Here is a 21,295-nt window from a genome sequence, read left to right as displayed (position 1 = left end):
GGGTCTCGGGCACAATGGACGGGTGAGCACCGAGACGCTGACGAAGCCGGAGACCACGCCCGAGGGCACGGACACCACCGACGACGACACCCCGAAGATGTTCCACTACGTGAAGAAGAACAAGATCGCCGAAAGCGCGGTCATGGGCAACCACGTGGTGGCGCTGTGCGGCGAGGTCTTCCCGGTGACGAAGTCGCCGAAGCCCGGGTCGCCGGTCTGCCCGGCCTGCAAGGAGATCTTCGACGGGCTGCGCCCGGGGGAGTGACCCCGGCCTGATCCCCGGCGGGTGTTCCCGCCGGGTCTTCGGGCTGTCCGGAAACGGACAACTCGTCGAACAAACGTGAAAAACCTTCATTCGGCGGGTGTGCCGGGTGCGGGAGTCCTGGTAAATCCAGCTGGCCAGGTTCCCTCACCCACCGGAGTCGCACATGCGCAGAACCGGGATCGTGCTCACCCTCGCCGCCCTGCTCGCCGTGGTCTCGCCCGCGCTGGCCCAGGCCGTCACCGGCTGGACGGAGGTCGGCCGGGACTCCGCCCGCGCCCTCGACGAGAGCCAGGGGCTCGCCACGATCGTGCGGCCGTCGGGCACCACCATCCGCTACACCGGGATCGGCACCATCCCGGCCGACCTGAGCTCGCAGGGCTGGAACCACGTCGGCGACCCGGGCTCGGCCCAGGGCTGGTACGTCGAGCCCTACCAGCGTGACGACCGGGGCGCGAAGCTCTTCCGCGTCCAGGCCCCGGACGGCTCGTGGAAGAACTACCAGCACACCCTCGAGTCGTGGGAAGCGAACAACAACTCCTTCGCCGCGGTGTCGCCGGACGCGCGCTGGCTGGTGGCGGGGGAGTGGGGCACCATGGACCGGCTCCTGGTCCACCCGATGCCCGGCGTCGTGGCCACCGACCCGGCCGCGAACCTGCCCCTCGCGAGCACGATCCGCCTCGACCACCCGGTCCGCGACGTCCAGGGGTGCGACTTCCAGACGGCGACCCGCCTGCTCTGCGCGTCCGACGACCCGGACGGCAGCCTCTTCGGCACGACGAAGCCGCTCCTGCAGGTGGATCTGGCGGGGCCGCTGTCCGGTTCGGACGTCACCGGGCACGTGACGTCGCTGGGACAGCTGCCGCTGCGCAGCGGCTGCAGCGGGTCGTTCGAGGTGGAGGGCATCGACTTCGACGAGCGTGACAGCACCCTGCGCGTGATCGTGATGTCGCCGAGCATCTGCATCCTCTTCGACAGCATGACCTACCGCTTCCGCCAGTAACGCCCGAGGACCCGGCACTTTCGTAGGGAAAGTGCCGGGTCCCGGGGTCTCAGGCGGAGCTTTCGTAGGGAAAGTTGCGCTTTCGGTCAGGCAGTCGGGGCCGGGTCCAGGGACTCCGACTCCGGCGCCTTCGCCGGTGTCCGCTTGGCTTCGCGACGCGCGCGGCGGCGCTCCTTGCGGGTCTCGACCATCGTGTAGAGCGTCGGGACCAGCACCAGCGTCAGCAGCGTCGAGCTGACCAGGCCGCCGATCACCACGATCGCCAGTGGCTGGCCGATGAAGCCGCCCTGACCCGTGATGCCCAGCGCCATCGGGACGAGCGCGAAGATCGTCGCCGCCGCGGTCATCAGGATCGGGCGCAGCCGGCGCCGGCCGCCCTCGGTGACCGCGTCCGCGACGCTCATGCCCTCCGCGCGGTACTGGTTGATCAGGTCGATCAGCACGATCGCGTTCGTCACCACGATCCCGACCAGCATCAGCATGCCGATCAGCGCCGGCAGGCCGAGCGCGGTGCCGGTCGCCAGCAGCAAGCCGATCGCGCCGGTCGCCGCGAACGGGATCGACACCAGCAGGATCAGCGGCTGGATCAGGCTGCGGAACGTCGCCACCATGATCAGGAACACGATCGCGATCGCCGCCAGCAGCGCCAGGAACAGGTTCGAGAACGCCTCCTGCTGGTCCTGGCTCACGCCGCCGAGCGAGTAGGACGCGCCGCCGGTGAACGTCAGTCCGTCCAGTTTGGACTTGATGTCCGCGGTCGTCTTGGTCAGGTCGTCGCCGGTGTTCTTGGCCGTGACCGTGGTGCTGAGGTCGCCGCCGGTGCGGTGCACCGACGCCGGTCCGTCCACAGTGGACACCTTCGCGACCTCGTCGAGCCGGACGACCCCGGTGGGGCCGGGGATCTGCAGGCCCTTCACCTGGTCGACCGTCACCGGCGCGGTGCCGGCGCGCAGCACGACGTCCGTGCGCTGCCCGTCGACCGGCAGCTGCGTCACCGTCCGGCCGGCGATCGCCTGGTTGGCGACCTGGCCGATGGTGCTCGCCGACAGCCCGCGCGCGGCGGCCGCGGCGTCGTCCACCTCGACCTGCACCCGCGGCGAACCGACGGCCAGGTCGCTGGACACCTCGGTCAGCCCGGCCACCCCGCCGAGCGCCTGCACGACCTGGTCGGACGCGGGCTTGAGCGCGGCCTCCGACGGCGCGGTTACCGTGACCGAGACCTGGTCGGAGTTGAACCCGGACGCGTCCGCGCCGATCTTGATCTCGCCCAGCTCCGGCCGGGAGGTCAGCTTGGAACGCAGGCGGTCCGAGAGCGCGTCGAGGTCGGTGTCCTTGGCGACGGTGACCGAGATGCTCGTGTTGGTCCCGCCGCCGAAGCCGAACGTGCCGCCCCCGCCGATGCTGACCTGGTAGGTCTGCACCGCCGGCTCGGCCGCGAGGGCCTGCTCGACCGTCGTCGCCGCCTTCTCCTTCGCCTCGACGCTCGTGCCCGCGGGCAGCTTCTGCGTCATGTTCAGCGTGGTGCCGCCGGACTGGTCCAGGAAGTTCGTGTTGAGCCGCGTCGCGAGCCCGACGGTGCCGGCGAAGATCAGCAGCGCCAGCAGGACGACGGTCAGCCGCCGCCGGGTCGCGAACCGGATCACCGGCAGGTAGGCGCGCTGCAGGAAGCTGCGGCGCTCCTTTTCGACGGCGGCTTCGCGCGCCCGCTCGGCTTCGATGGCGTCCGCCGGGACCTCGGGCCGCTTCAGGAACCAGTACGCCAGCACGGGAACCACGGTCAGCGAGACGAGCAGCGAAGCCAGCAGCGCCACCGTGACGGTGATCGCGAACGGCGAGAACAGCTCGCCGACGAACCCGCCGACGAACGCGATCGGCAGGAACACCGCGACGGTCGTCAACGTGGACGACGTCACCGCGCCGGCCACTTCGCGGACGCCGTCGAGTACCGCGCGTTGCTTCTCTTCGCCGTAACCCAGGTGCCGCTTGATGTTCTCCAGCACGACGATCGAGTCGTCGACCACCCGGCCGATCGCGATGGTCAGCGCGCCGAGGGTGAGCAGGTTGAGCGACAGGTCGCCGGTCCACAGCGCGATCAGCGCGACGACCACCGACAGCGGGATCGACACCGCGGTCACCAGCGTCGAGCGCACCGACAGCAGGAACAGCAGGATGACGACGACGGCGAACGCCAGGCCCAGCAGGCCTTCGGTGGTCAGGCCGCTGATCGCGTCCTTCACCGGCGTGCCCTGGTCGAACACGACGCTCATCTCGGACCCGGTCTTCTTCGCCAGGTCCGGCAGCTTGTCGCGGACGGCGTCGGAGATCGCGACGGCGTTCCCGTTGTCCACCATGGTGATCGAGAGGCCGAGGCTCGGCTTGCCGTTGGTGCGCGTGATCGACGTCGGCGGCGCGAAGCCGGCCTGGACGTCGGCGACGTCACCCAGCTTCACCGGCCCGCGCGCCGGGGTGCGGCCGGCTCCCGCGCCCGCGGCGGCGCTCGGCGTGAGGAAGAGGTCGCGGATCGTGTCCACAGTGGTCTGCCCGCCGCCGACCTGGACGCTCAGCGTCTTGTCGCCTTCGGTCAGCGTGCCGGCCGGCACGGCGGCGCCGGCGGTCTGCAGCGTGGTCGCGATCGACGCCGGGTCGACGCCGGCCGCGGCCAGCTTCGCGTAGTCGAGCGTGATCGTGACGCGCGGCTGCTGCACGCCGGTGACGGTCACGGTCCGGACGCCGTCGATCTTGCGCAGCTCCGGCGCGACCTGGTCGGTCAGCGCGGGCGCCAGCTCCTGCGGGTCACCGGCGGTGCCCGCGGCGACCAGCACGACCGGCAGGTCGTCGGTGCTGCCCGCGGACACGGACGGCTCGGAGCTCTGCGGCAGCCGCGGCCGGACCTGGTTCACCGCCTGCTGGATCTGGGAGACCGCGGCGTCGAGGTCGGTGCCGAACTCGAACTGCGTGACGACCCGCGAAACGCCGTCCGACGACGTCGAATTGATCTCCTCCAGGCCCTTCAGCCCCTGCAGCGCGCCCTCGAGGGGCTCGGTGACCTGCCGGTCGACCGCGTCCGGCGACGCGCCGGCGTAGGAGGTGACGATCTGGGCCTGCGGGAACTGCAGGGACGGGAACAGCTGCTGCTTGATCTGCGGCAGCGCGAAAGCACCGAAGCCGACGACGACCAGCGCGAGCAGGCCGATCAGGCTTCGGTTGCGCAGGCTCAGTCTGGCCAGCACGGACATGGTGGTGGAAACCCCCTCGGGAATGACGCGACGACCGACGTCTGCGTCAGTGACCCGCTGAGCGTGCCATGTCCGACCTGAGGAGCGACTCAGTCTGGGGGTGGATTCCGGGTCGTCCCTTGGGAGGAGACGCGACCCTGAGGAGCGCTGGGTGCCGGTTCGGGCGCGCTCGGTGACGGCTCGTCCTCTTCGGACGGTGCTCCGGACGGGGCGTCGCCGTTGGTCGAGGCTTCTTCGGCGCGCGGGCGCTTGAGCGGCATCGTCGTGCGCTCCCACAGCTTGCGGCCCTCTTCGGAGCGCAGCCGCTCGGACGCGCGTTCCATCTCCAGCCGCCGCCACTTGCGCCGCTGCCGCCGGGTCGCCTTGGCCGGCCACAGCTCCTGGATCGCGCTGTTGAAGTAGGCCCCGCCGACGACGGCCAGGCCGATGAAGAACATCAGCAGCAGGAACGCGATCGGCGCGGCGAGCGCGCCGTAGGTGTAGCCGGTCTTGGTGATCCAGTTCAGGTAGATGCGCAGGCCCACCGAGGAGAGCAGGAACACGACCATCGCGAGCACCGCGCCCGGCAGCCCGCGGTGCCACGGCAGCTTCCGCGGCAGGGCCAGCTTGTACAGCGTGGTCAGCGCGAGGGTGATCATCACCCCGAGCGTCGGGAAGTACAGCGCGCTCACCCACGACGCCACGGTCGGGCGCCAGTCGGCCGGGAAGAACTCCGGCAGCAGGTCCGGGCCGATCGCCAGCAGCGGCAGCCCGACGACCAGGATGACCAGGCCGCACAGGTAGAGCAGCAGCGCGAAGATCCGCTGCCAGACGTCGTTGCGGACGCCGTACTGGTCGTGCGCGACGGTGATCGCGTCCACGAAGGACGACATCGCCGACGAACCCGCCCACAGCGAGATCAGGAAGCCGACCGAGACGATCTCGCCCTTGCCGACGGTGAGGATGCTGTTCACGGTCGGCTCGATGATGTCGTGCACGGCGTTCTGGCTGAACACCGTGCGGCAGAAGCCGATGATGCGGTCGTGCACCGCGGCGACGACGTCCTGGCCGAACCACTCGCCGACGAACCCGAGGGAGCCGAGCAGTCCCAGGAGCAGCGGCGGCAGCGACAGCGTCTGCCAGAAGGCCGCTTCGGCGGCCTCGGAGAAGATGTTGCCGTCCCAGGCCTTGGCGAGCGTGCGCGTGAGAAGGCGCCACGGCCCCTTGCGGGCCACCTTCGTCGCTGCGGACGGCTGCACCTCACCCATGACGTGTCCAGCATGGTCCATCGGTGCTGATTTGGCTCGTCACACCCCCTGCGGCCGGGCGTGTCGGGGGACATCACCCGTGCCGGTGCCCGGAACTGTCGGACCCGGCCGGTAGACTCGGTCCAGTGCCCTCACCGCAGCCGCCAGCTTGGTTGTCACAGCCGAAGACGGTTCCACAGTGAGGGTTTTCGCACGTCAAAGGCATGATCGAGGGGGAGGACCGGCATGACGGAGACGCAGCTCGGGGCGCCTCCCGCGGAGAAGGACTCGACCGCGCGCCCGCTGCGGGCGTGGCAGCGGCGGGCGCTCACCAAGTACCTGACGCGGAAGCCGAAGGACTTCCTCGCGGTGGCGACACCCGGTGCCGGCAAGACGGTGTTCGGCCTGCGGATCGCCGCCGAACTGCTGAGCGACCGCACGATCGAGGCGGTCACCATCGTGACCCCGACCGAGCACCTGAAGCACCAGTGGGCGGCCTCGGCCGCGGCGGCCGGCATCGCCATCGACTCGAACTTCCGCAACACCACCGGCGTCACGTCGTCGGACTACAACGGTGTCGCGCTGACGTACGCGCAGGTCGCGGCGCACCCGAACCTGCACCGGGTGCGCACCGAGAACCGCAAGACGCTGGTGATCCTCGACGAGATCCACCACGGCGGCGACGCGAAGTCGTGGGGTGACGCGATCCGCGAGGCCTTCACCCCGGCGGTGCGGCGCCTGTCGCTGACCGGGACGCCGTTCCGGAGTGACGACTCGGCCATCCCGTTCGTCACCTACGAGCCGGACGCGGGCGGGTTCCAGCGCAGCAAGGCCGACCATTCGTACGGCTACGCGGACGCGCTGGCCGACGGCGTGGTCCGGCCGGTCGTCTTCCTCGCGTACTCGGGCGAGGCCTCCTGGCGCACGAGCGCGGGGGAGGAGTTCACCGCGCGGCTCGGCGAGCCGCTGACGGCGGAGCAGAACGCCCGCGCGTGGCGCACGGCGCTCGACCCGGCGGGCGAGTGGATCCCGGCGGTGCTGCAGGCGGCCGACACGCGGTTGTCGCAGGTCCGCCAGCACGTGCCGGACGCGGGCGGCCTGGTGATCGCGACGGACCAGGAGTCGGCGCGCGCGTACGCGAAGATCCTGGAGCGCATCTCGGGCGAGATGCCGACGCTGGTGCTCTCGGACGACCCGAAGGCGTCGGGCCGGATCAAGGAGTTCTCCGAGACGAACGAGCGCTGGATCGTGGCGGTCAGGATGGTCTCGGAAGGCGTCGACGTCCCGCGCCTGGGGGTCGGCGTGTACGCGACGAGCGCGTCGACACCGCTGTTCTTCGCCCAGGCGATCGGCCGGTACGTGCGCGCCCGGAAGAAGGGCGAGACGGCGAGCGTGTTCCTGCCGTCGGTGCCGGTGCTGCTGGAGCTGGCGAGCGAGCTGGAGGCGCAGCGCGACCACGTGCTGGGCAAGCCGCACCGCGAGAAAGAGGGCTGGGAGGACGAGCTCCTGGCCCAGGCCAACCGCACCGAGGACGAGCCGGGCGAGGAGGAGAAGGCGTTCACCTCGCTGGGCGCCTCGGCCGAGCTCGACCAGGTCATCTACGACGGCAACTCGTTCGGCACGGCGGTGTTCTCGGGGTCGGACGAGGAGCAGGAGTACCTCGGGTTGCCGGGGCTGCTCGAGCCGGACCAGGTCCGGGCGCTGCTGCGGAAGCGGCAGGAAGAGCAGGTCGCGGACGAGAAGCGCCGCAAGCCGGCCAAGGAGGAGGCGCCGGCCCCGGCGGCCCGGCCCCAGTCGGTGAGCGAGCGGCTGGGCGCGCTGCGGAAAGAGCTGAACGCGCTGGTGGGGATGTACCACCACCGGACGAAGAAGCCGCACGGCGCGATCCACAACGAGCTGCGGCGGGTGTGCGGTGGGCCGGTGACCGCCATGGCGACTGTTGAACAGCTGGAAGAGCGGATCGTGACCCTGCGGTCCTGGTAGCCGGGGGTCAAGCGCCCCAATGTGGCCTTCGTTGCGTCTTACGCACCCAAGGCGGCCTTCGGTGCGTCAGACGCAACCAATGTGGCCTTGGGGCGCTCGGGCCGGGGTCCGTCGGGGCCGGCCGCCCGCCGTCGCCCGGCCACCTCGTTCGGGTGCCTCTCCAGCCCGTCGGGCGTCCCCCGGGCGGCTGAACTCCGCCGTCACCGTCCGTTCCTGGTAAGTACCAGCCGGCAAGTAACCCTCCGTACCCTCTTGGTCACGCGCCGCCTGCCCGCGTGACCCCTTCCGGATGACCCTCCGGGCACCTTCCGCTCCGAAGTTCGCAAGTCGGCGACCAATCAGCGGCCCGTCACGTGGGTTCACCACCACTTCGCGGCGGATTGCACTCAGTGCACTCCCACGGAGTACCTTCAAGCCGTCAAGAAACCCGGATGTAACAGAGGGTGAGTGCCGGCGATCACATCGTCAGCGGAACTGCTCTTTCCGGGCGAGGTTCAGCCCGTGTTGCCGAACCGTGTCCAATTGGTGTCATTTAATCGATCCAGCTATCTTCCCCGCAGCCGCTCAGCGGCATATGTTGTCGCCCACAACATATGCGCGTCGGTGCGCCGGGACCCTCCGGATCACCGCCCCGCAGGGCCCGAGACGACGTCGACGGCCCGCTCGTCACCAATGCTTGGATCCGGAAGGAACGAGGATGCGCAGCAGAACCCTTACCCTCCTCGCCGCCACGGTGAGCACCGGCCTGGTGCTGACCGCTTGCGGTGCCAACAGTTCAGACAGCGGGGGCACGGGGAGCAACTCCGCTTCCTCGTCCGCGCCGGCCGCCAGTGGCGGTGCCAGCGGCAAGGTCGGCGTCATCCTCCCGGAGACCGCCACCTCGGCGCGCTGGGAGGCCTTCGACAAGCCGATGCTGACCGCCGCGCTGACGGCGCAGGGCTTCGAGGTCGACGTCCAGAACGCCCAGGGCGACAACCAGAAGTTCTCGACCCTGGCCGACGGCTTCATCAGCTCCGGCGTCAAGGTCCTGGTCATCGCCCCCGGTGACCCGGCCGTCGGTGCCGCGGTCGAGGCCAAGGCGAAGACCGCGGGCATCCCGGTCATCGACTACGACCGCCCGAGCCTCGGCGGCTCCGCCGACTACTACGTCTCGTTCGACAACGAGAAGGTCGGCCAGCTGCAGGGCCAGGCCATGGCCGACGCGCTGAAGAGCAAGCCGGCCGCGGGTGTCGTCCAGATCGAGGGCGCCCCGACCGACAACAACGCCACGCTGTTCACCAAGGGCCAGGACTCCGTCCTCGACCCGCTGTTCTCGGCGGGCACCCTGAAGCGGATCCAGAAGCAGCCGATCAACGACTGGGACAACCAGCTCGGCGGCACGACGTTCGAGCAGATCTTCACCGCCAACGGCGGCAAGGTCGACGGCGTCGTCGCGGCGAACGACGGCCTGGCCGGCGCGGTCATCACGATCCTCAAGAAGAACGGCCTCAACGGCAAGGTCCCGGTCACCGGCCAGGACGCCACCGCCGACGGCCTGATGGCGGTCATGCGCGGCGACCAGTACATGACGGTCTTCAAGCCGATCAAGGAAGAGGCCGAGGCCACGGCCAAGCTGGCCGCCGCCCTCGCCAAGGCCGACACCGCCGGTGCGGACGCGATCGCCACGGGCAAGCTGCACGACCCGAAGAACAACCGCGACATCAAGTCCGTGCTGCTCACCCCGACGACGATCCTGGAGAAGGACATCAAGACCGTCGTCACCCAGGGCTACGTGAAGGCCGCCGAGATCTGCGGTGGCGACCTCGCCGCCAAGTGCACCTCGCTCGGCATCTCCTGAGCCCCCGGCAGTACCCATGAACAGCCGGGCCGGGACGCGCACCCCGACGGCGCGTCCCGGCCCGGTCCCCACCCAGGAGAAACCATCCAGCCATGAGTGAGCCCATCCTCGAGATCAAGGGCCTGAACAAGAGCTTCGGCCCCGTCCACGTCCTCCACGACGTGGACTTCGACGTGCGTGCGGGCGAAGTGACCGCCCTGGTCGGCGACAACGGCGCCGGCAAGTCGACCCTCGTCAAGTGCATCGCCGGCATCCACCCGTACGACTCGGGGGCCGTGCGGTTCAACGGGCAGGACGCCCACATCCGGGGTCCGAAGGACGCCGCCGACCTCGGCATCGAGGTCGTCTACCAGGACCTCGCGCTCGCCGACAACCTCGACATCGTGCAGAACATGTTCCTCGGGCGCGAGCGCGGGAGCAGCTGGAAGCTGGACGAAGCCAGCATGGAGAAGGCCGCGCGCGAGACGCTGGCCTCCCTGTCGGTGCGGACCGTCAAGTCGGTCCGGACGCCGGTTTCCTCGCTTTCCGGTGGTCAGCGCCAGACGGTGGCCATCGCCAAGTCGGTCCTGTGGAACAGCAAGGTCGTCGTCCTGGACGAGCCGACCGCCGCCCTCGGTGTCGCGCAGACCCGGCAGGTGCTGGACCTCGTCCGCCGCCTGGCCGAGCAGGGCCTCGGGGTCGTGCTGATCAGCCACAACATGGCCGACGTGTTCGAGGTCGCCGACCGCATCTCGGTCCTCTACCTCGGCCGCCTCGTCGCCGAGGTGCACACGAAGGACGTCAGCCACGGCCAGATCGTGGAACTGATCACCGCGGGTCGCTCCGGTGACCTCGGCCTGGCCCGGCCCGAAGCCGTGGTCCTGTGAGCGGGAAGAAAGAACCGGAAATGACTGAGACCCCTGCCAAGCACGAGGTCGGCACACCCGCCGACGCGCTCGCGCAGACCCAGAACCCCACCGCGGCCATCACCGACTTCGGCATCGACACGACATCGATGTCAACCGGGGAAGCCGTCCGCGACTACTTCGCCCGCATCCGGGCCGGCGAGCTCGGCTCGCTGCCGTCGCTGTTCGGCCTGCTCGTGCTGGTCATCCTGTTCAGCGCGCTGTCGGACAACTTCTTCACGCTGGCCAACATCGCCAACGTGTTCCCGCAGGGCGCGGGCGTGATCATCATCGCGATGGGCATCGTCTTCGTGCTGCTGCTCGGCGAGATCGACCTCGCCGCCGGTGTGGCCTCCGGCACCGCCGCGTCGGTGATGGCCCTGCACTACGTCCACGCGGGCAACCTGCTGGGCTCCATGGGTTCCGGCGTGTTCATCACGTTCATCGCCGTTCTCGCCGCGGCCATGCTGCTGTCGGCCTACCAGCGGATCTGGGCCGGCGCCGCGCTGTCGCTGGTCGGCCTGCTGATCGTCGCGATCGGCGTCCCGGCCAACGCCTGGCTGGAGATCCTGCTGGCGATCTGCGTGGGCACCGCGATCGGCTGCATCACCGGCTTCCTGGTGTCGAAGATCGGCATGCCGTCCTTCGTCGTGACGCTGGCGCTGTTCATCGTGTGGCAGGGCGTCCTGCTGCAGTTCATCGGTGAGGGCGGCACGATCGGCATCACCAACTCCGACATCCTGTACAAGATCGCCAACGGCAACCTGAACGTGCTCGGCAGCTGGATCTTCTTCCTCATCGCCGCCGGCGGGTTCGCGGTGATCACGCTGCTCGGCCACTTCCGGCGGCTCCAGCGCGGCCTGGTCGTCCAGCCGACGGCGCTGGTGATGATCAAGGTCGGCGCGCTCGTCGTGCTGTCGGCGCTGGGCACCTGGCTGCTGACGGTCAACCGCTCGCCGAACAAGGCGGTCGTCACGATCGAGGGCATCCCGTACGTCATCCCGATCATGCTGGTGCTGCTGGTGGCCGGGACCTACGTGCTCAACCGGACCAAGTACGGCCGGTACGTCTACGCGGTCGGCGGCAACAAGGAAGCCGCCCGCCGCGCCGGTATCGACGTGCCGAAGATCCGGGCGAGCGTGTTCGTCATCGGCTCGGCGGTCGCGGCCATCGGCGGCATCGTCGCCGCGTCGAAGGTCGGCTCGGTCAGCCCGCAGTCCGGTGGCCTCAACACGCTGCTGTACTCGGTCGGCGCGGCCGTCATCGGCGGCACGTCGCTGTTCGGCGGCAAGGGCCGCGTGGCCGACGCCGTCGTCGGTGGCCTGGTGATCGCCGTGGTCATCAACGGCCTGGGCCTGCTCAAGCAGCCGGCCGCGGTGGTCAACATCGTCACCGGTCTGGTCCTGCTGCTCGCCGCCACGGTCGACGCGCTGTCGCGGCGCCGCGCGGCTGCGTCGGCGCGCTGAACCAGCATGGAATGATCAGATCCGTGACCAGCACACCCGTTGCACGACCGGACGAGGTGCGCCGGCACAACCGCACGACCCTGCTCCGCCTGCTGCACGTCGGCGGGCCGAGCACCCGGGCGACGCTGGCCGCGGAGCTGGGGCTCAACCGGAGCACGATCAAGACCCTCGTCGACGGGCTCGCCGAAGCCGGCGTCGTCGAGGAGAAGGTGCCGAGGCCGGGACGAGGGGCGGGCCGCCCCTCGCTCCTGGTCCTGCCCCAGCCGCACGCGGCGGTCGTGCTCGCGGTCGACCTGCAGGTCGAGCATGTCGCGATCGCGCTGGTCGGGCTGGGCGGGCAGATCCTGGGCCGCAACAGCTGGAACCTGCGCGGCCGGATGGGCCAGCCCGACGAGGTCATCACGCACGTCATCGAGTCGACGGCCATCCTGGCCGGCGACCTCGACGTGACCCCGGTGGCGGCCGGGGTGTCGGTGCCGGGCGTCGTCCGGCGGGCGGACGGGTACGTGCACGAGGCCCCGAACCTGCGCTGGACCGACGTCGCACTGGGCGAGCGGCTCGGCGGGGTGCTGCAGATCCCGATCCTGGTCGGCAACGACGCCGAGTTCGGCGCGGTCGCCGAGCACCTGCGCGGAGCCGCCCGCGGGGCGTCCGACATCGTGTACATCTCGGCGGACGTCGGGGTCGGCGGCGGTGTGATCGCCGAAGGCTCGCCGCTGCGCGGCGGCTCGGGGTACGTCGGCGAGATCGGGCACATGGTGATCCGCCCGGACGGCAGGCCCTGCTACTGCGGCAGCAGCGGCTGCTGGGAGACCGAGGTCGGCGAAGCGGCGCTGTGCCGGGCGCTCGGGCTGCCGGAGGACACCGCGCGCGGCGCGATCTTGTTCGAGCTGCGCGAGCTGGGTCGCGACCCGGAGACGGCGCTGACGCGGCTCGCGGAGTTCGCCGAATGGCTGACCCTCGGGTTGATCAACGTCGTCAACCTGCTCGGGCCGCAACTGGTGATCCTCGGCGACCTGCTGACGGTGCTGCCGGAGGCCGTCCTGCGGCACGTCGGCGCGGAGGTGCGGCGGCGCAGCCTGGTGAGCCGGGCGGTCGGCGGCACCCGGATCGTCAGCTCGGCGCTGGGGGCCGATGTGAAGCTTCTGGGTGCCGCGGAAGTCGCGTTCGAAGTCGTGCTGGATTCTGTCTGATTTTCTGTCCGCTTTCGTGTCCGTAATCACGGCGATTCGGGGCCTTACCGTGATATCGGACACGCACTTTGCAAGATGCAGAAAGGCGGCCGGTGCCTGTGCGCACCGGCCGCCTTTCGCGTCTGGGTCGTTACCGCTGGATGTCGGCGGACAGTTCCTTGAGCTTGGCCTCGTGCTCACGGGCGTGGTGCCCGCAGAAGAGCAGTTCGCCACCTCCGGAGAGGATGGCTCGTACCTGAGCTGCAGCTCCGCACCGGTCACAGCGGTCGGCGGCGGTCAGTTCGGGGCGGGTGAGCGTCGGCGATGTCATGGGGGTCTCCCTCCGTCCCGGCACCGGTCGCCCGGTGCCATCGATCCAGCTACGCCCACTTCGGGACTGATGCCGGGGGCTACGATCGCTCCCGGCTCCGCGGTGTTCGTGCTTCCACTCTTGCAGACGTTTCGCGGCCCGCAAGTGTTCCCGCGCCGGTGGGACCTGAGTCACGCCGATTTACCCCGGATGTCGTAGCCGCGTCCCGCAATGCAGGAGACGAATACCCGGAGAGTTACGTTTTCCGTGGTCAGGCACCATGGGGTCGTGAGTACGGTGACTTCGCCCCGACGGGTTTCCGGGGTACCCGCTCCGCTCTTGTTCGTTCTCAGCGGAATTTCCATGTACGCGGGCGCGGCCATCGCGGTCGACCTTTTCGGCCACGCGACCCCGGCGGGGGTGGCGTGGCTTCGTTGTCTCGGAGCGGCGGTGGTGTTGCTGGCGTGGCGCCGTCCGGGGCGCGCGGCCTGGCGAGGGCGTGGGTTGCGGCTGGCGATCGCGTTCGGCGTGGTGACGGCGGGCATGAACGTGCTGTTCTACGAGGCGATCGCCCGCCTCCCGCTGGGCACGGTGGTGGCGATGGAGTTCATCGGCCCGGTGTTGGTGGCAGCGGCCGGCTCCCGATCGGTGCGCGACGTGCTGGCGGTGGTCCTGGTGGCGTGCGGGGTCGTGGCGATCGCGGACGTCCAGGTGTCGGGGTCGGTCCTGGGTGTGCTGTTCGCGCTGGGCGCGGCGGCGGCTTGGGCGGGGTACATCGTGTTGGGGAAGCGGGTGGCTTCGTCGTCTTCGTTGTCTTCCTCGGGTTCGTCTGGTTCATCGGTTTCGTCAGTTTCGTCGGGTTTGGACAGCCTGGCGATCGGTTTCGCGGCGGCGACGGTGCTGCTTTCGCCGTTGGCGTTCGGGACGGGTGAGGTGTGGTCTTCGCCACGGATGCTGCTGTTGGGGGTCGGGGTGGGGGTGCTGTCGACGGTGGTGCCGTACGCGTTGGACCAGGTGGTTCTGCGGCGGTTGGGCCAGGCTCGGTTCGCGGTGCTGCTGGCGTTGCTGCCGGTGACCGCCGGGGTGATGGGGTTCGTGTTGCTCGGGCAGGTGCCTTCGGTGCCGGAGGCGGTGGGGACGTTGGCCGTGGTGGCGGGGGTGGCGTTGCGGAGCCGGGAGGAGTCGGTGGGGCCGGCCCCGGAGCCGCCGGGATGACACGGGTCGGCGGCGTCCGCGCCTGACTGGGTGTGGTCTGCGGCGGTGGGCGCGGGTGCGCCTGGCTGGTGCTGGCTTGCGCTCGGTTGGCGTGGTTTGCGGCGGCTGGTTTGGCCTGTGCCGGGCCGACGTGACCGCGCCGGGCTGGAATGTGGTCTGCGCCCGGCTGACGTGGTCTTCGGGGCGTTCAAGTGCGGGCCTGATCCCGAGTTGTCCACAGGCCCACCGTGATGTGGATGATCAGGTCTGTCACCCTCGTTTTCCGGCCTTTTCGTCGGACCCGCCCGATACGCTGGAGCGGGGCTCGTCCCCCGGGATGGGTGGGGTCTGCTCGGGTGAGGTTCGCTTCTGTCTGGTGCATCCGCGCCTAGCTGCCGTGGCCTGTGCCCGGCTGGTCGCCTGCCGTGGTGGTGTGTTCTGCGGCCGGAGCGATGACCGCCGAGTTGTCCACAGGCCCACCGTGATGTGGATGATCAGGGCTGTCACCCTCGTTTGCCGGCCTTTTCGTCGGACCCGGCCGATACGCTGGAGCGGGGCTCGTCCCCCGGGATGGGTGGGGTCTGCTCGGGGCCGAGGCGGCAGCCCGCGCCGCGGCCGGGACCTGGTCACGAGGCTTCGGCGAAAGCCGAACGTGGGCGAGCAGCCCCGGGGCGCGGGCCGGATCGTGATGGCCGTTGCCCTCGGTGACCGGGATACTTACCTCCGGGCGGCAGGGAAGCAGGTGGACATGACCAAGGCGGCGTCGGCGGCGGCGAAGGACTTCGCGGCTGCCGGGGTGGGTGGGGTCCACCTCGCCTGGGCGGACAACAACGGCATCCCGCGCTCGCGGATCGTGCCCGTTGCCGGGCTGGCCGAGGCTGCCACCCGGGGCGTTGGGGCCACCTCGCTCTTCGCCGTCTTCGACACCCACGACGCCATCACCTACGCACACCGCGGGCTCGCCACCCCGAGTGGCGACATCCGGCTCGTGCCCGTCGTCGAGCGGCTGCGGCGGCTCGCCGGGCAGCCCGCGCTCGCCTGGGCGCCCGTTCGGCAGCTCACCCCGGACGGCGAGCCCTGGCCGTACTGCCAGCGGGCCGTCCTCGAAGCGCAGGTCGCCGAGGGCGCTCGGCGGGGGCTCGAGTTCCGGGCCGGCTACGAACTCGAGTTCGCCGTCGCCCCTGCGGGCAGTGCCGGCGTCGTCGAGAGCCCCGGCCACCCCGGGCCCGCCTACAGCCCGCACGCCCTCGTCGGGCTCGACGGCTTCGTCGCCGCCCTCCTGCACGACTTCGCCGCCAACGGCCTGCGGATCGGCCAGCTGCACGCCGAGTACGGCGTCGCCCAGCTCGAGCTCTCGCTCGCCGCCACCGATCCCGTCTCCGCCGCCGACGACCAGCTGCTCGCGCGCCAGACCATCCACGCCGCCGCCCGGACGCACGGCCTCGTCGCCAGCTTCGCGCCGCTGATCGGGCTCGGCGCCGCCGGCAACGGCTGGCACCTGCACACCTCCGTCCGCCGCAGGGGCCGCAACCTGCTCGAGACCGGCGGCGACGGCAAGCCGGACGACGGCGGCTACCTCGCCGGGCTCCTGCGCGACCTCCCGGCGCTGACCGCGATCACCGCGCCGAGCGTCCCGTCGACCCTGCGGCTGCGCCCCGGCTACTTCGCGGGCGCGTACGCCTTCTGGGGCGTCGAAAACCGCGAAGCGCCACTGAGGTACGTCCCGGGCTCGCCGCTGCTGGGCGCCGACCACGCGAACGTCGAGCTCAAGACGTCCGACGCCTCCGCCAACCCCTACCTCGCGCTGGCCGTCGTGCTCGCCGCCGGGATGGCCGGCATCGAAGACGCGGCCGCGTTGCCCGACCCGATCGCCGAGGACCCCGGCGGCTGGACCGAAGGCGAACGCGAGACGCGCGGCGTGCGCCGGTTGCCGGCCGACACCGCCGAACAGGACGCCGCGCTGCACGCCTCGCCCCGGATCGCCGGCGTGCTCGGCGAGGAGCTCCTCGGGGCCTTCCGCGCGGTCCGGGCGTCCGACGCGGCGTGGGCGGCCGAACGGAGCGTCGAGGAGATCGTCGCCGCACACCTGTGGCGCTATTGAGGACCTGAGGGGACCGATGTCTTCGGGGATCGACGGCGGGCAGCTCGACCTGTCCGGGGTGCGGTGGCTGCCGGGCGGCGCCCGGCTGGCCGCGGTGGCCCAGGCGGAGCTGCCCCAGAAGGACGGCCTGGCCGCCGCGTTCTGCGGACTCGCGGCGCTGCGCGCGGCCGGGTTCGACGTGCCCGACCAGGACGCCGTCGCGGTGGCCGCGGGCACCGTCCGCGGGCCGGTCGTGCGCCCGCCGGGCGAATTGGGACGGCCGGACTTCCGCCTACCGGTGCCGCGGGTCGACGACCCGGCCGCCGCGGGAACGCGGGTTTCCGGCCTGGCCACGGCGATCGGCGCGCTGTCGGGCGGCGCCCTCGTGGCCGTGCCGGCGACGGGGGAGTGGACGACCGAGACGCTCTTCGACCTGCTCGTCGGCCTGTGGGACGTCCCGCGCGTCGCGGTGATCGCCCGGATCGACGCCGCCGAGCTCGGCGCCCACGACACCCCGGAACGCGCGCTGCTCGACTACCTCGACACCGGCGTTCCTCCACTGTGGACGTCACGCTGGCGCCCGCCCGGCGGCCACTTCGTGCTCGTGGCGAGCATCCGCATCGGCGCCGAAGGCACCTTGCTGTCCGTTGTGGACACTTATTCGTCGTTCGGGGACAACGGGATCCACGACCAGCCCGTCGAATGGCTGACGGCGGCGCTGGCCGGGCTGGGGGTGCTGGTGGTCGTCGACGCGGACCAGGTGGCGGCGGCGCGCGAGGCGATCCGCGTCGCCGGTCTCAGTCCGTCCTATTGGGACTGACTTCCGCGCCGGGCGCGAAGCGGGAATGCCGTCGGCCGTAGGCGAAGTAGATCACCAGGCCGATCAGCAGCCAGACGGCGAACCGGATCCAGGTCAGCACGTTCAGGTTGAGCATCAGGTACAGGCAGGCCAGGGCCGCCAGGATCGGGACCACCGGCGAGAACGGCACGGAGAACGGCCGGTCCAGGTCGGGCCGGCGGCGGCGCAGCACCGGGACCGCCACCGCCACGATGATCATCGCCGACAGCGCGCCGATGCTGACCATGTCGGCCAGCTCGGAGATCGGGATGAACGCCGCCAGCACCGCGATCAGCGCGGCGCCGCCGATGGTCATCCGGTGCGGGGTACCCCACTTCGGGTGCGCGGTGCCGAGCGCCTTCGGCAGCAGGCCGTCGCGGCCCATCGCGAAGCCGATGCGGCCGATCGTCACCAGCTCGACCATCATCACCGACGTCAGGCCGGTCACCGCGCCGAGCGAGATCAGCGCCCCGACCCAGTGCTGGCCGACCTTGTCGAACGCGTCGGCCAGCGGCGCGCCCGTGTCGATGTCGGTGAACGGGATCATCCCGGTCAGCACGATCGACACGCCGATGTAGAGGATTGCGCACACGGCGAGCGCGCCGAGGATGCCGACGCGGAGGTCCTTGCGCGGGTTGAGCGTCTCCTCGCCGAGGTTCGCGAGCGCCTCGAAACCGGTGTAGGCGAAGAACACGATCGCGGCGGCGGTGACCATGCCGGCGATGCCGTAGACCGACTGCTCCAGCCCGAGCGCGGCCTGCACGATCGGCTGTTCCAGCACCGTCGACCCGTTCTCGGGCGCCTGGGCGGGCGGGATGAACGGCGTCAGGTTCGCGCCCTTGACGAAGAACAGGCCGACCGCCAGCACCAGCACGCACACGGCGACCTTCACGCAGACGAGCAGGTTGGTCAGCCAGGCCGACTCTTTGATCCCGAGCACGGCGACGACGGTCAGCACGGCGATGATCAGCACGGCGCCGACGTTGACCTTCGCGTCCTCGCCGAACCACTCCGGCGACAGCCCGAGCAGGTTGGCCAGGTAGCCGGACCAGCCGCGCGACACCACGGCGGCGCCGAGCGCGAACTCCAGCAGCAGGTCCCAGCCGATGATCCAGGCGAAGACCTCGCCGAGGGTGGCGAAGGCGTAGGTGTAGGCGCTGCCTGCGGTCGGCACGCTGGAGGCGAGCTCGGCGTAGCAGAGCGCCGCGAGGCCGGCGACGACCGCGCCGAGCACGAACGACAGCGTCACCGACGGCCCGGCGTGGGTCTTCGCCTCGACGCCGGCGAGGGTGAAGATGCCGGTGCCGATGATGATCCCGACGCCGAACCCGACCAGGTCGCGTCCGCGCAGCCGCCGCTTGAGCTCCCCGGAGTCCTGGCGCTTCAGGACTTCGTCGACGTTCAAGGTTCTCCGCTCACCCATGAGGAGAAGTTAGAAGGTCACGGGGGTTCTCGCAGATCGGCGGCGGCCAGGCCGTTCTCCTGGGCGATGATCGCCGCCTGGACGCGGGAGCGGAGGTCCAGTTTGGTCAGGACGCGGGAGACGTGGGTCTTGACGGTCGTCTCGCCGATGTAGAGCCGGGTGGCGATCTGGGCGTTGGACAGGCCGGCGCCGAGGCAGCCGAGGACCTCGCGTTCGCGCTCGGTGAGGGTCTCGAGGCCGTGGGGGACGGGCGTGGGACCCCGGCCGGCGGCGTAGGCGGTGATCAGCCGCCGCGTGACCTCGGGGGCGAGCACGCCTTCTCCGGCCGCCACGCGCTTGACGGCGTCGATCAGGCGGGGCGCTTCGACCGATTTGAGGAGGAAGCCGGCCGCGCCCGCTTGGAGTGCGCCGTCGACGTACTCGTCGAGGTCGAAGGTGGTGAGCACGAGGACCTCGGACAGCCCTTCGGCGAGCAGCTGGCGGGTGGCGGTGATGCCGTCGGTGCCCGGCATCCGGACATCCATCAGCGTGACGTCCGGCCGGAGCGCGCGGGCTTGCCGCACGGCGGCGGCGCCGTCCGCGGCTTGGCCCACGACCCGGACGCCCTCGGCGTTGTCGAGGATCATGGCGAGGCCGTCGCGGATGGCGGTGTGGTCGTCGGCCACTAGGACGGTGACGGTCATCTGGTGGTGCCTTCGGTGTCGCGGTTCGCCCGCTTGCGTGTGTTCGGCGGGGTGGTTCGGGCGTTGTCGGGGCGGTTGGTGGTGTGGTTGGCGGCCACTCGGACTGTGATGGTCGCCGGGTGGCGCCTTCGGTCTGGGCGGCCGGGGGTTTGGGGCGGATCAGCCGGCCTTGGCTGGAGTGCGGTGGTCGGCGCGTGGGCTTGTCGCTCAGCGGTGGTCGCGAGCGGGGTGATCGTCGTCGGGTGGGCGCGACCGGGGGTTCGGGGTGGCCCAGCTGGCCTTGGTTGGGGTGCGGTGGTTGGCGCGTGGGCTTGTCGCTCGGCGGTGGGCATGGGTGGAGTGATCGCCGGGTGGTGCCTTCGGTCTGGGTGGCCGGGGGTTCGGCGCGGATCCGCTGGCCGGGTCCGGAGCGCGGTGGTTGGTGCGTGGGCTCGTCGAGCGGCGCCGGCCAGGGGCGGGGTGGTCGTCATCGGGTGGCGCCTTCGGTCGGGCTCACCGGGAGTTCGGCGCGGACCAGCCAGCCGTCGCCGGACGGGCCGGCCGTCAGCTTGCCGCCCACCGCGTCCGCTCGCTCGCGCATGTTCAGCAGGCCCGTTCCGGAGCCCTCGGTGGCTGTGGGCGGGTGGTGGACGTCGTTGCGGACCTGGACCTCCAAGATCCCGTCGAAGTGCCTGATGTCCACGTCGACCTGGCCGCCCGGGGCGTGCTTCACCGCGTTCGTCAGTGCCTCCTGGGCGATGCGGTACGCCGTCAGGTCGACCGCGGTCGGCAGCGGGATCTTTTTGTCCACTGTGGACTCGACCGTGACCGCCAGGCCGCTCGCCCGCGCCGACTCGACCAGCCTGGACAGTTCGGCCAGCCGAGCGGGCGCGGTCGTCTCCGCGCTCGCGCCCTCGGTTTTCAGCAGCCCGATCATCGCTCGCATCTCCGCCAGCGCGCTGACGCTGTTTTCCCGCACCGACGCCAGAACCGTCTTCGCCAGCTTCGGGTCCGACAGCGACAGCGCCGCCTCCGACTGGATCGCGATGGCCGACAGGTGCCCGGCGATCACGTCGTGCAGGTCGCGCGCCATGCGCCCGCGCTCGGCGGCCACCGCCGCCCGGCGGTCCAGCTCCGCGATCTTCGCCAGCTGCCCGGCGTTCGACCGCTCCGCGTCGGCGATGTCGCGCTGCTGCCGGACGTTCGCCGCCCACCACACCGGGGTCAGGACGAACGGCAGCGTGCTGACCGCGGCCAGCACCGCCGTGCGCCACCCCTGCCCGAGCAGCAGCACCCCGGCGAGCACGGTCACCACCGACAGCGCGGCGACGCCGATCAGCACCCGGCTCGTGCGCCGCGAGCCGTAGAGCGTCGCCGCGTAAAGGAAGTCGGTGTAGATGATCACCACCGGCAGCGAGGGGCTGAGCCAGATGTCCACCGCCAGCACGGCGGTGGCCAGCAGCAGTGCCCACGGCACCCACCGGCGCAGCAGCTCCAGACCGCACAACGCGGTCAGCTCGAGCAGCCGCACCCACAGGGGCGCGTGGTCGTACGCGGTCAGCAGGCGGTGGACGCCGGCCGCGTAGACCAGGACGCCGACCACCCACGTGGTCAGCGCGATCACCGCGTCCTGCTGCCACGCCGGCCGTGAGCGGAGGCGGGGGAAGGACATGTGACCATCCCAGCACACGGGGTGAGGGGAGCGCGTCCTACGAAGTG

At 70.8% G+C, this 21,295-nt stretch carries 16 protein-coding genes; 10 read left to right on the top strand and 6 right to left on the bottom strand.

Going from position 1 to position 21,295, the window contains the following annotated elements; all coding sequences use genetic code 11:
• The first annotated feature begins 22 nt into the window (after positions 1-22).
• Together ACIQWX_RS35060 and ACIQWX_RS35055 are read left to right on the top strand one after the other, a co-directional pair.
• A complete protein-coding gene (locus ACIQWX_RS35060; RefSeq protein WP_167379801.1) occupies positions 23-265 on the top strand; it encodes a DUF3039 domain-containing protein in 243 nt (80 codons plus the stop codon).
• A gap of 163 nt (positions 266-428) precedes the next feature.
• Positions 429-1,265, top strand: a complete 837-nt coding sequence (locus ACIQWX_RS35055; protein WP_400880557.1) for a hypothetical protein — start codon at positions 429-431, stop codon at positions 1,263-1,265.
• An 86-nt stretch (positions 1,266-1,351) separates the two neighbouring features.
• On the opposite strand, the gene ACIQWX_RS35050 is transcribed toward ACIQWX_RS35055, so the two are convergent.
• Together ACIQWX_RS35050 and ACIQWX_RS35045 are read right to left on the bottom strand one after the other, a co-directional pair.
• On the bottom strand, positions 1,352-4,501 hold the full coding sequence (locus tag ACIQWX_RS35050) for an efflux RND transporter permease subunit (protein WP_400880554.1): 3,150 nt from the start codon (positions 4,499-4,501) through the stop codon (positions 1,352-1,354).
• A gap of 89 nt (positions 4,502-4,590) precedes the next feature.
• The gene (locus ACIQWX_RS35045) at positions 4,591-5,748 is read right to left on the bottom strand and encodes a YihY/virulence factor BrkB family protein (RefSeq protein ID WP_400880551.1); all 1,158 of its coding nucleotides are present in this window, start codon (positions 5,746-5,748) and stop codon (positions 4,591-4,593) included.
• A 225-nt stretch (positions 5,749-5,973) separates the two neighbouring features.
• Here ACIQWX_RS35045 and ACIQWX_RS35040 point away from each other — a divergent pair, with 225 nt between their 5' ends.
• From ACIQWX_RS35040 to ACIQWX_RS35020, 5 genes are all read left to right on the top strand, one after another.
• A complete protein-coding gene (locus ACIQWX_RS35040) occupies positions 5,974-7,710 on the top strand; it encodes a DEAD/DEAH box helicase (protein ID WP_400880549.1) in 1,737 nt (578 codons plus the stop codon).
• A 697-nt stretch (positions 7,711-8,407) separates the two neighbouring features.
• The gene (locus tag ACIQWX_RS35035; RefSeq protein WP_400880546.1) at positions 8,408-9,547 is read left to right on the top strand and encodes a sugar ABC transporter substrate-binding protein; all 1,140 of its coding nucleotides are present in this window, start codon (positions 8,408-8,410) and stop codon (positions 9,545-9,547) included.
• A gap of 92 nt (positions 9,548-9,639) precedes the next feature.
• On the top strand, positions 9,640-10,413 hold the full coding sequence (locus ACIQWX_RS35030) for an ATP-binding cassette domain-containing protein (protein WP_086862680.1): 774 nt from the start codon (positions 9,640-9,642) through the stop codon (positions 10,411-10,413).
• A 20-nt stretch (positions 10,414-10,433) separates the two neighbouring features.
• A complete protein-coding gene (locus ACIQWX_RS35025) occupies positions 10,434-11,897 on the top strand; it encodes a sugar ABC transporter permease (RefSeq protein ID WP_400880543.1) in 1,464 nt (487 codons plus the stop codon).
• Positions 11,898-11,908: 11 nt separating this feature from the next.
• Entirely contained in the window at positions 11,909-13,090 is a 1,182-nt protein-coding gene (locus ACIQWX_RS35020; RefSeq protein ID WP_400880540.1) for an ROK family protein, read from the top strand.
• Between the two features lie 130 nt (positions 13,091-13,220).
• Here the strand turns inward: ACIQWX_RS35020 and ACIQWX_RS35015 are convergent, their stop codons facing one another.
• A complete protein-coding gene (locus tag ACIQWX_RS35015) occupies positions 13,221-13,400 on the bottom strand; it encodes a hypothetical protein (RefSeq protein ID WP_086674396.1) in 180 nt (59 codons plus the stop codon).
• Positions 13,401-13,742: 342 nt separating this feature from the next.
• Here ACIQWX_RS35015 and ACIQWX_RS35010 point away from each other — a divergent pair, with 342 nt between their 5' ends.
• The 3 genes from ACIQWX_RS35010 to ACIQWX_RS35000 all read left to right on the top strand — a co-directional run bounded on the left by ACIQWX_RS35010 (position 13,743) and on the right by ACIQWX_RS35000 (position 17,473).
• On the top strand, positions 13,743-14,594 hold the full coding sequence (locus ACIQWX_RS35010; RefSeq protein ID WP_400880538.1) for an EamA family transporter: 852 nt from the start codon (positions 13,743-13,745) through the stop codon (positions 14,592-14,594).
• Positions 14,595-15,321: 727 nt separating this feature from the next.
• The gene (locus ACIQWX_RS35005) at positions 15,322-16,674 is read left to right on the top strand and encodes a glutamine synthetase (protein ID WP_400880535.1); all 1,353 of its coding nucleotides are present in this window, start codon (positions 15,322-15,324) and stop codon (positions 16,672-16,674) included.
• Positions 16,675-16,690: 16 nt separating this feature from the next.
• Positions 16,691-17,473 carry a DUF6885 family protein gene (locus ACIQWX_RS35000; protein WP_400880532.1) on the top strand — a complete coding sequence of 261 codons (783 nt, stop codon included), beginning with the start codon at positions 16,691-16,693 and terminating at the stop codon, positions 17,471-17,473.
• On the opposite strand, the gene ACIQWX_RS34995 is transcribed toward ACIQWX_RS35000, so the two are convergent.
• The 3 genes from ACIQWX_RS34995 to ACIQWX_RS34985 form a co-directional block, all read right to left on the bottom strand.
• Complete coding sequence (locus tag ACIQWX_RS34995; protein ID WP_400880529.1) at positions 17,451-18,914, bottom strand: amino acid permease; 1,464 nt, start codon at positions 18,912-18,914, stop codon at positions 17,451-17,453. The two genes, ACIQWX_RS35000 and ACIQWX_RS34995, sit on opposite strands and share 23 nt — an antisense overlap.
• A gap of 17 nt (positions 18,915-18,931) precedes the next feature.
• A complete protein-coding gene (locus tag ACIQWX_RS34990) occupies positions 18,932-19,597 on the bottom strand; it encodes a response regulator (protein ID WP_400880526.1) in 666 nt (221 codons plus the stop codon).
• A gap of 466 nt (positions 19,598-20,063) precedes the next feature.
• Positions 20,064-21,248 (bottom strand): sensor histidine kinase, encoded by a 1,185-nt coding sequence (locus tag ACIQWX_RS34985; RefSeq protein ID WP_400880523.1) that lies wholly within the window; start codon positions 21,246-21,248, stop codon positions 20,064-20,066.
• Positions 21,249-21,295: the final 47 nt, after the last annotated feature.

Origin of the sequence: Amycolatopsis sp. NPDC098790, assembly GCF_044759945.1 — a bacterium.
Classification (GTDB): Bacteria; Actinomycetota; Actinomycetes; order Mycobacteriales; family Pseudonocardiaceae; genus Amycolatopsis.
Note: the sequence above shows the minus strand (reverse complement) of the source record. Positions and strands in the feature narration are given on the sequence as shown.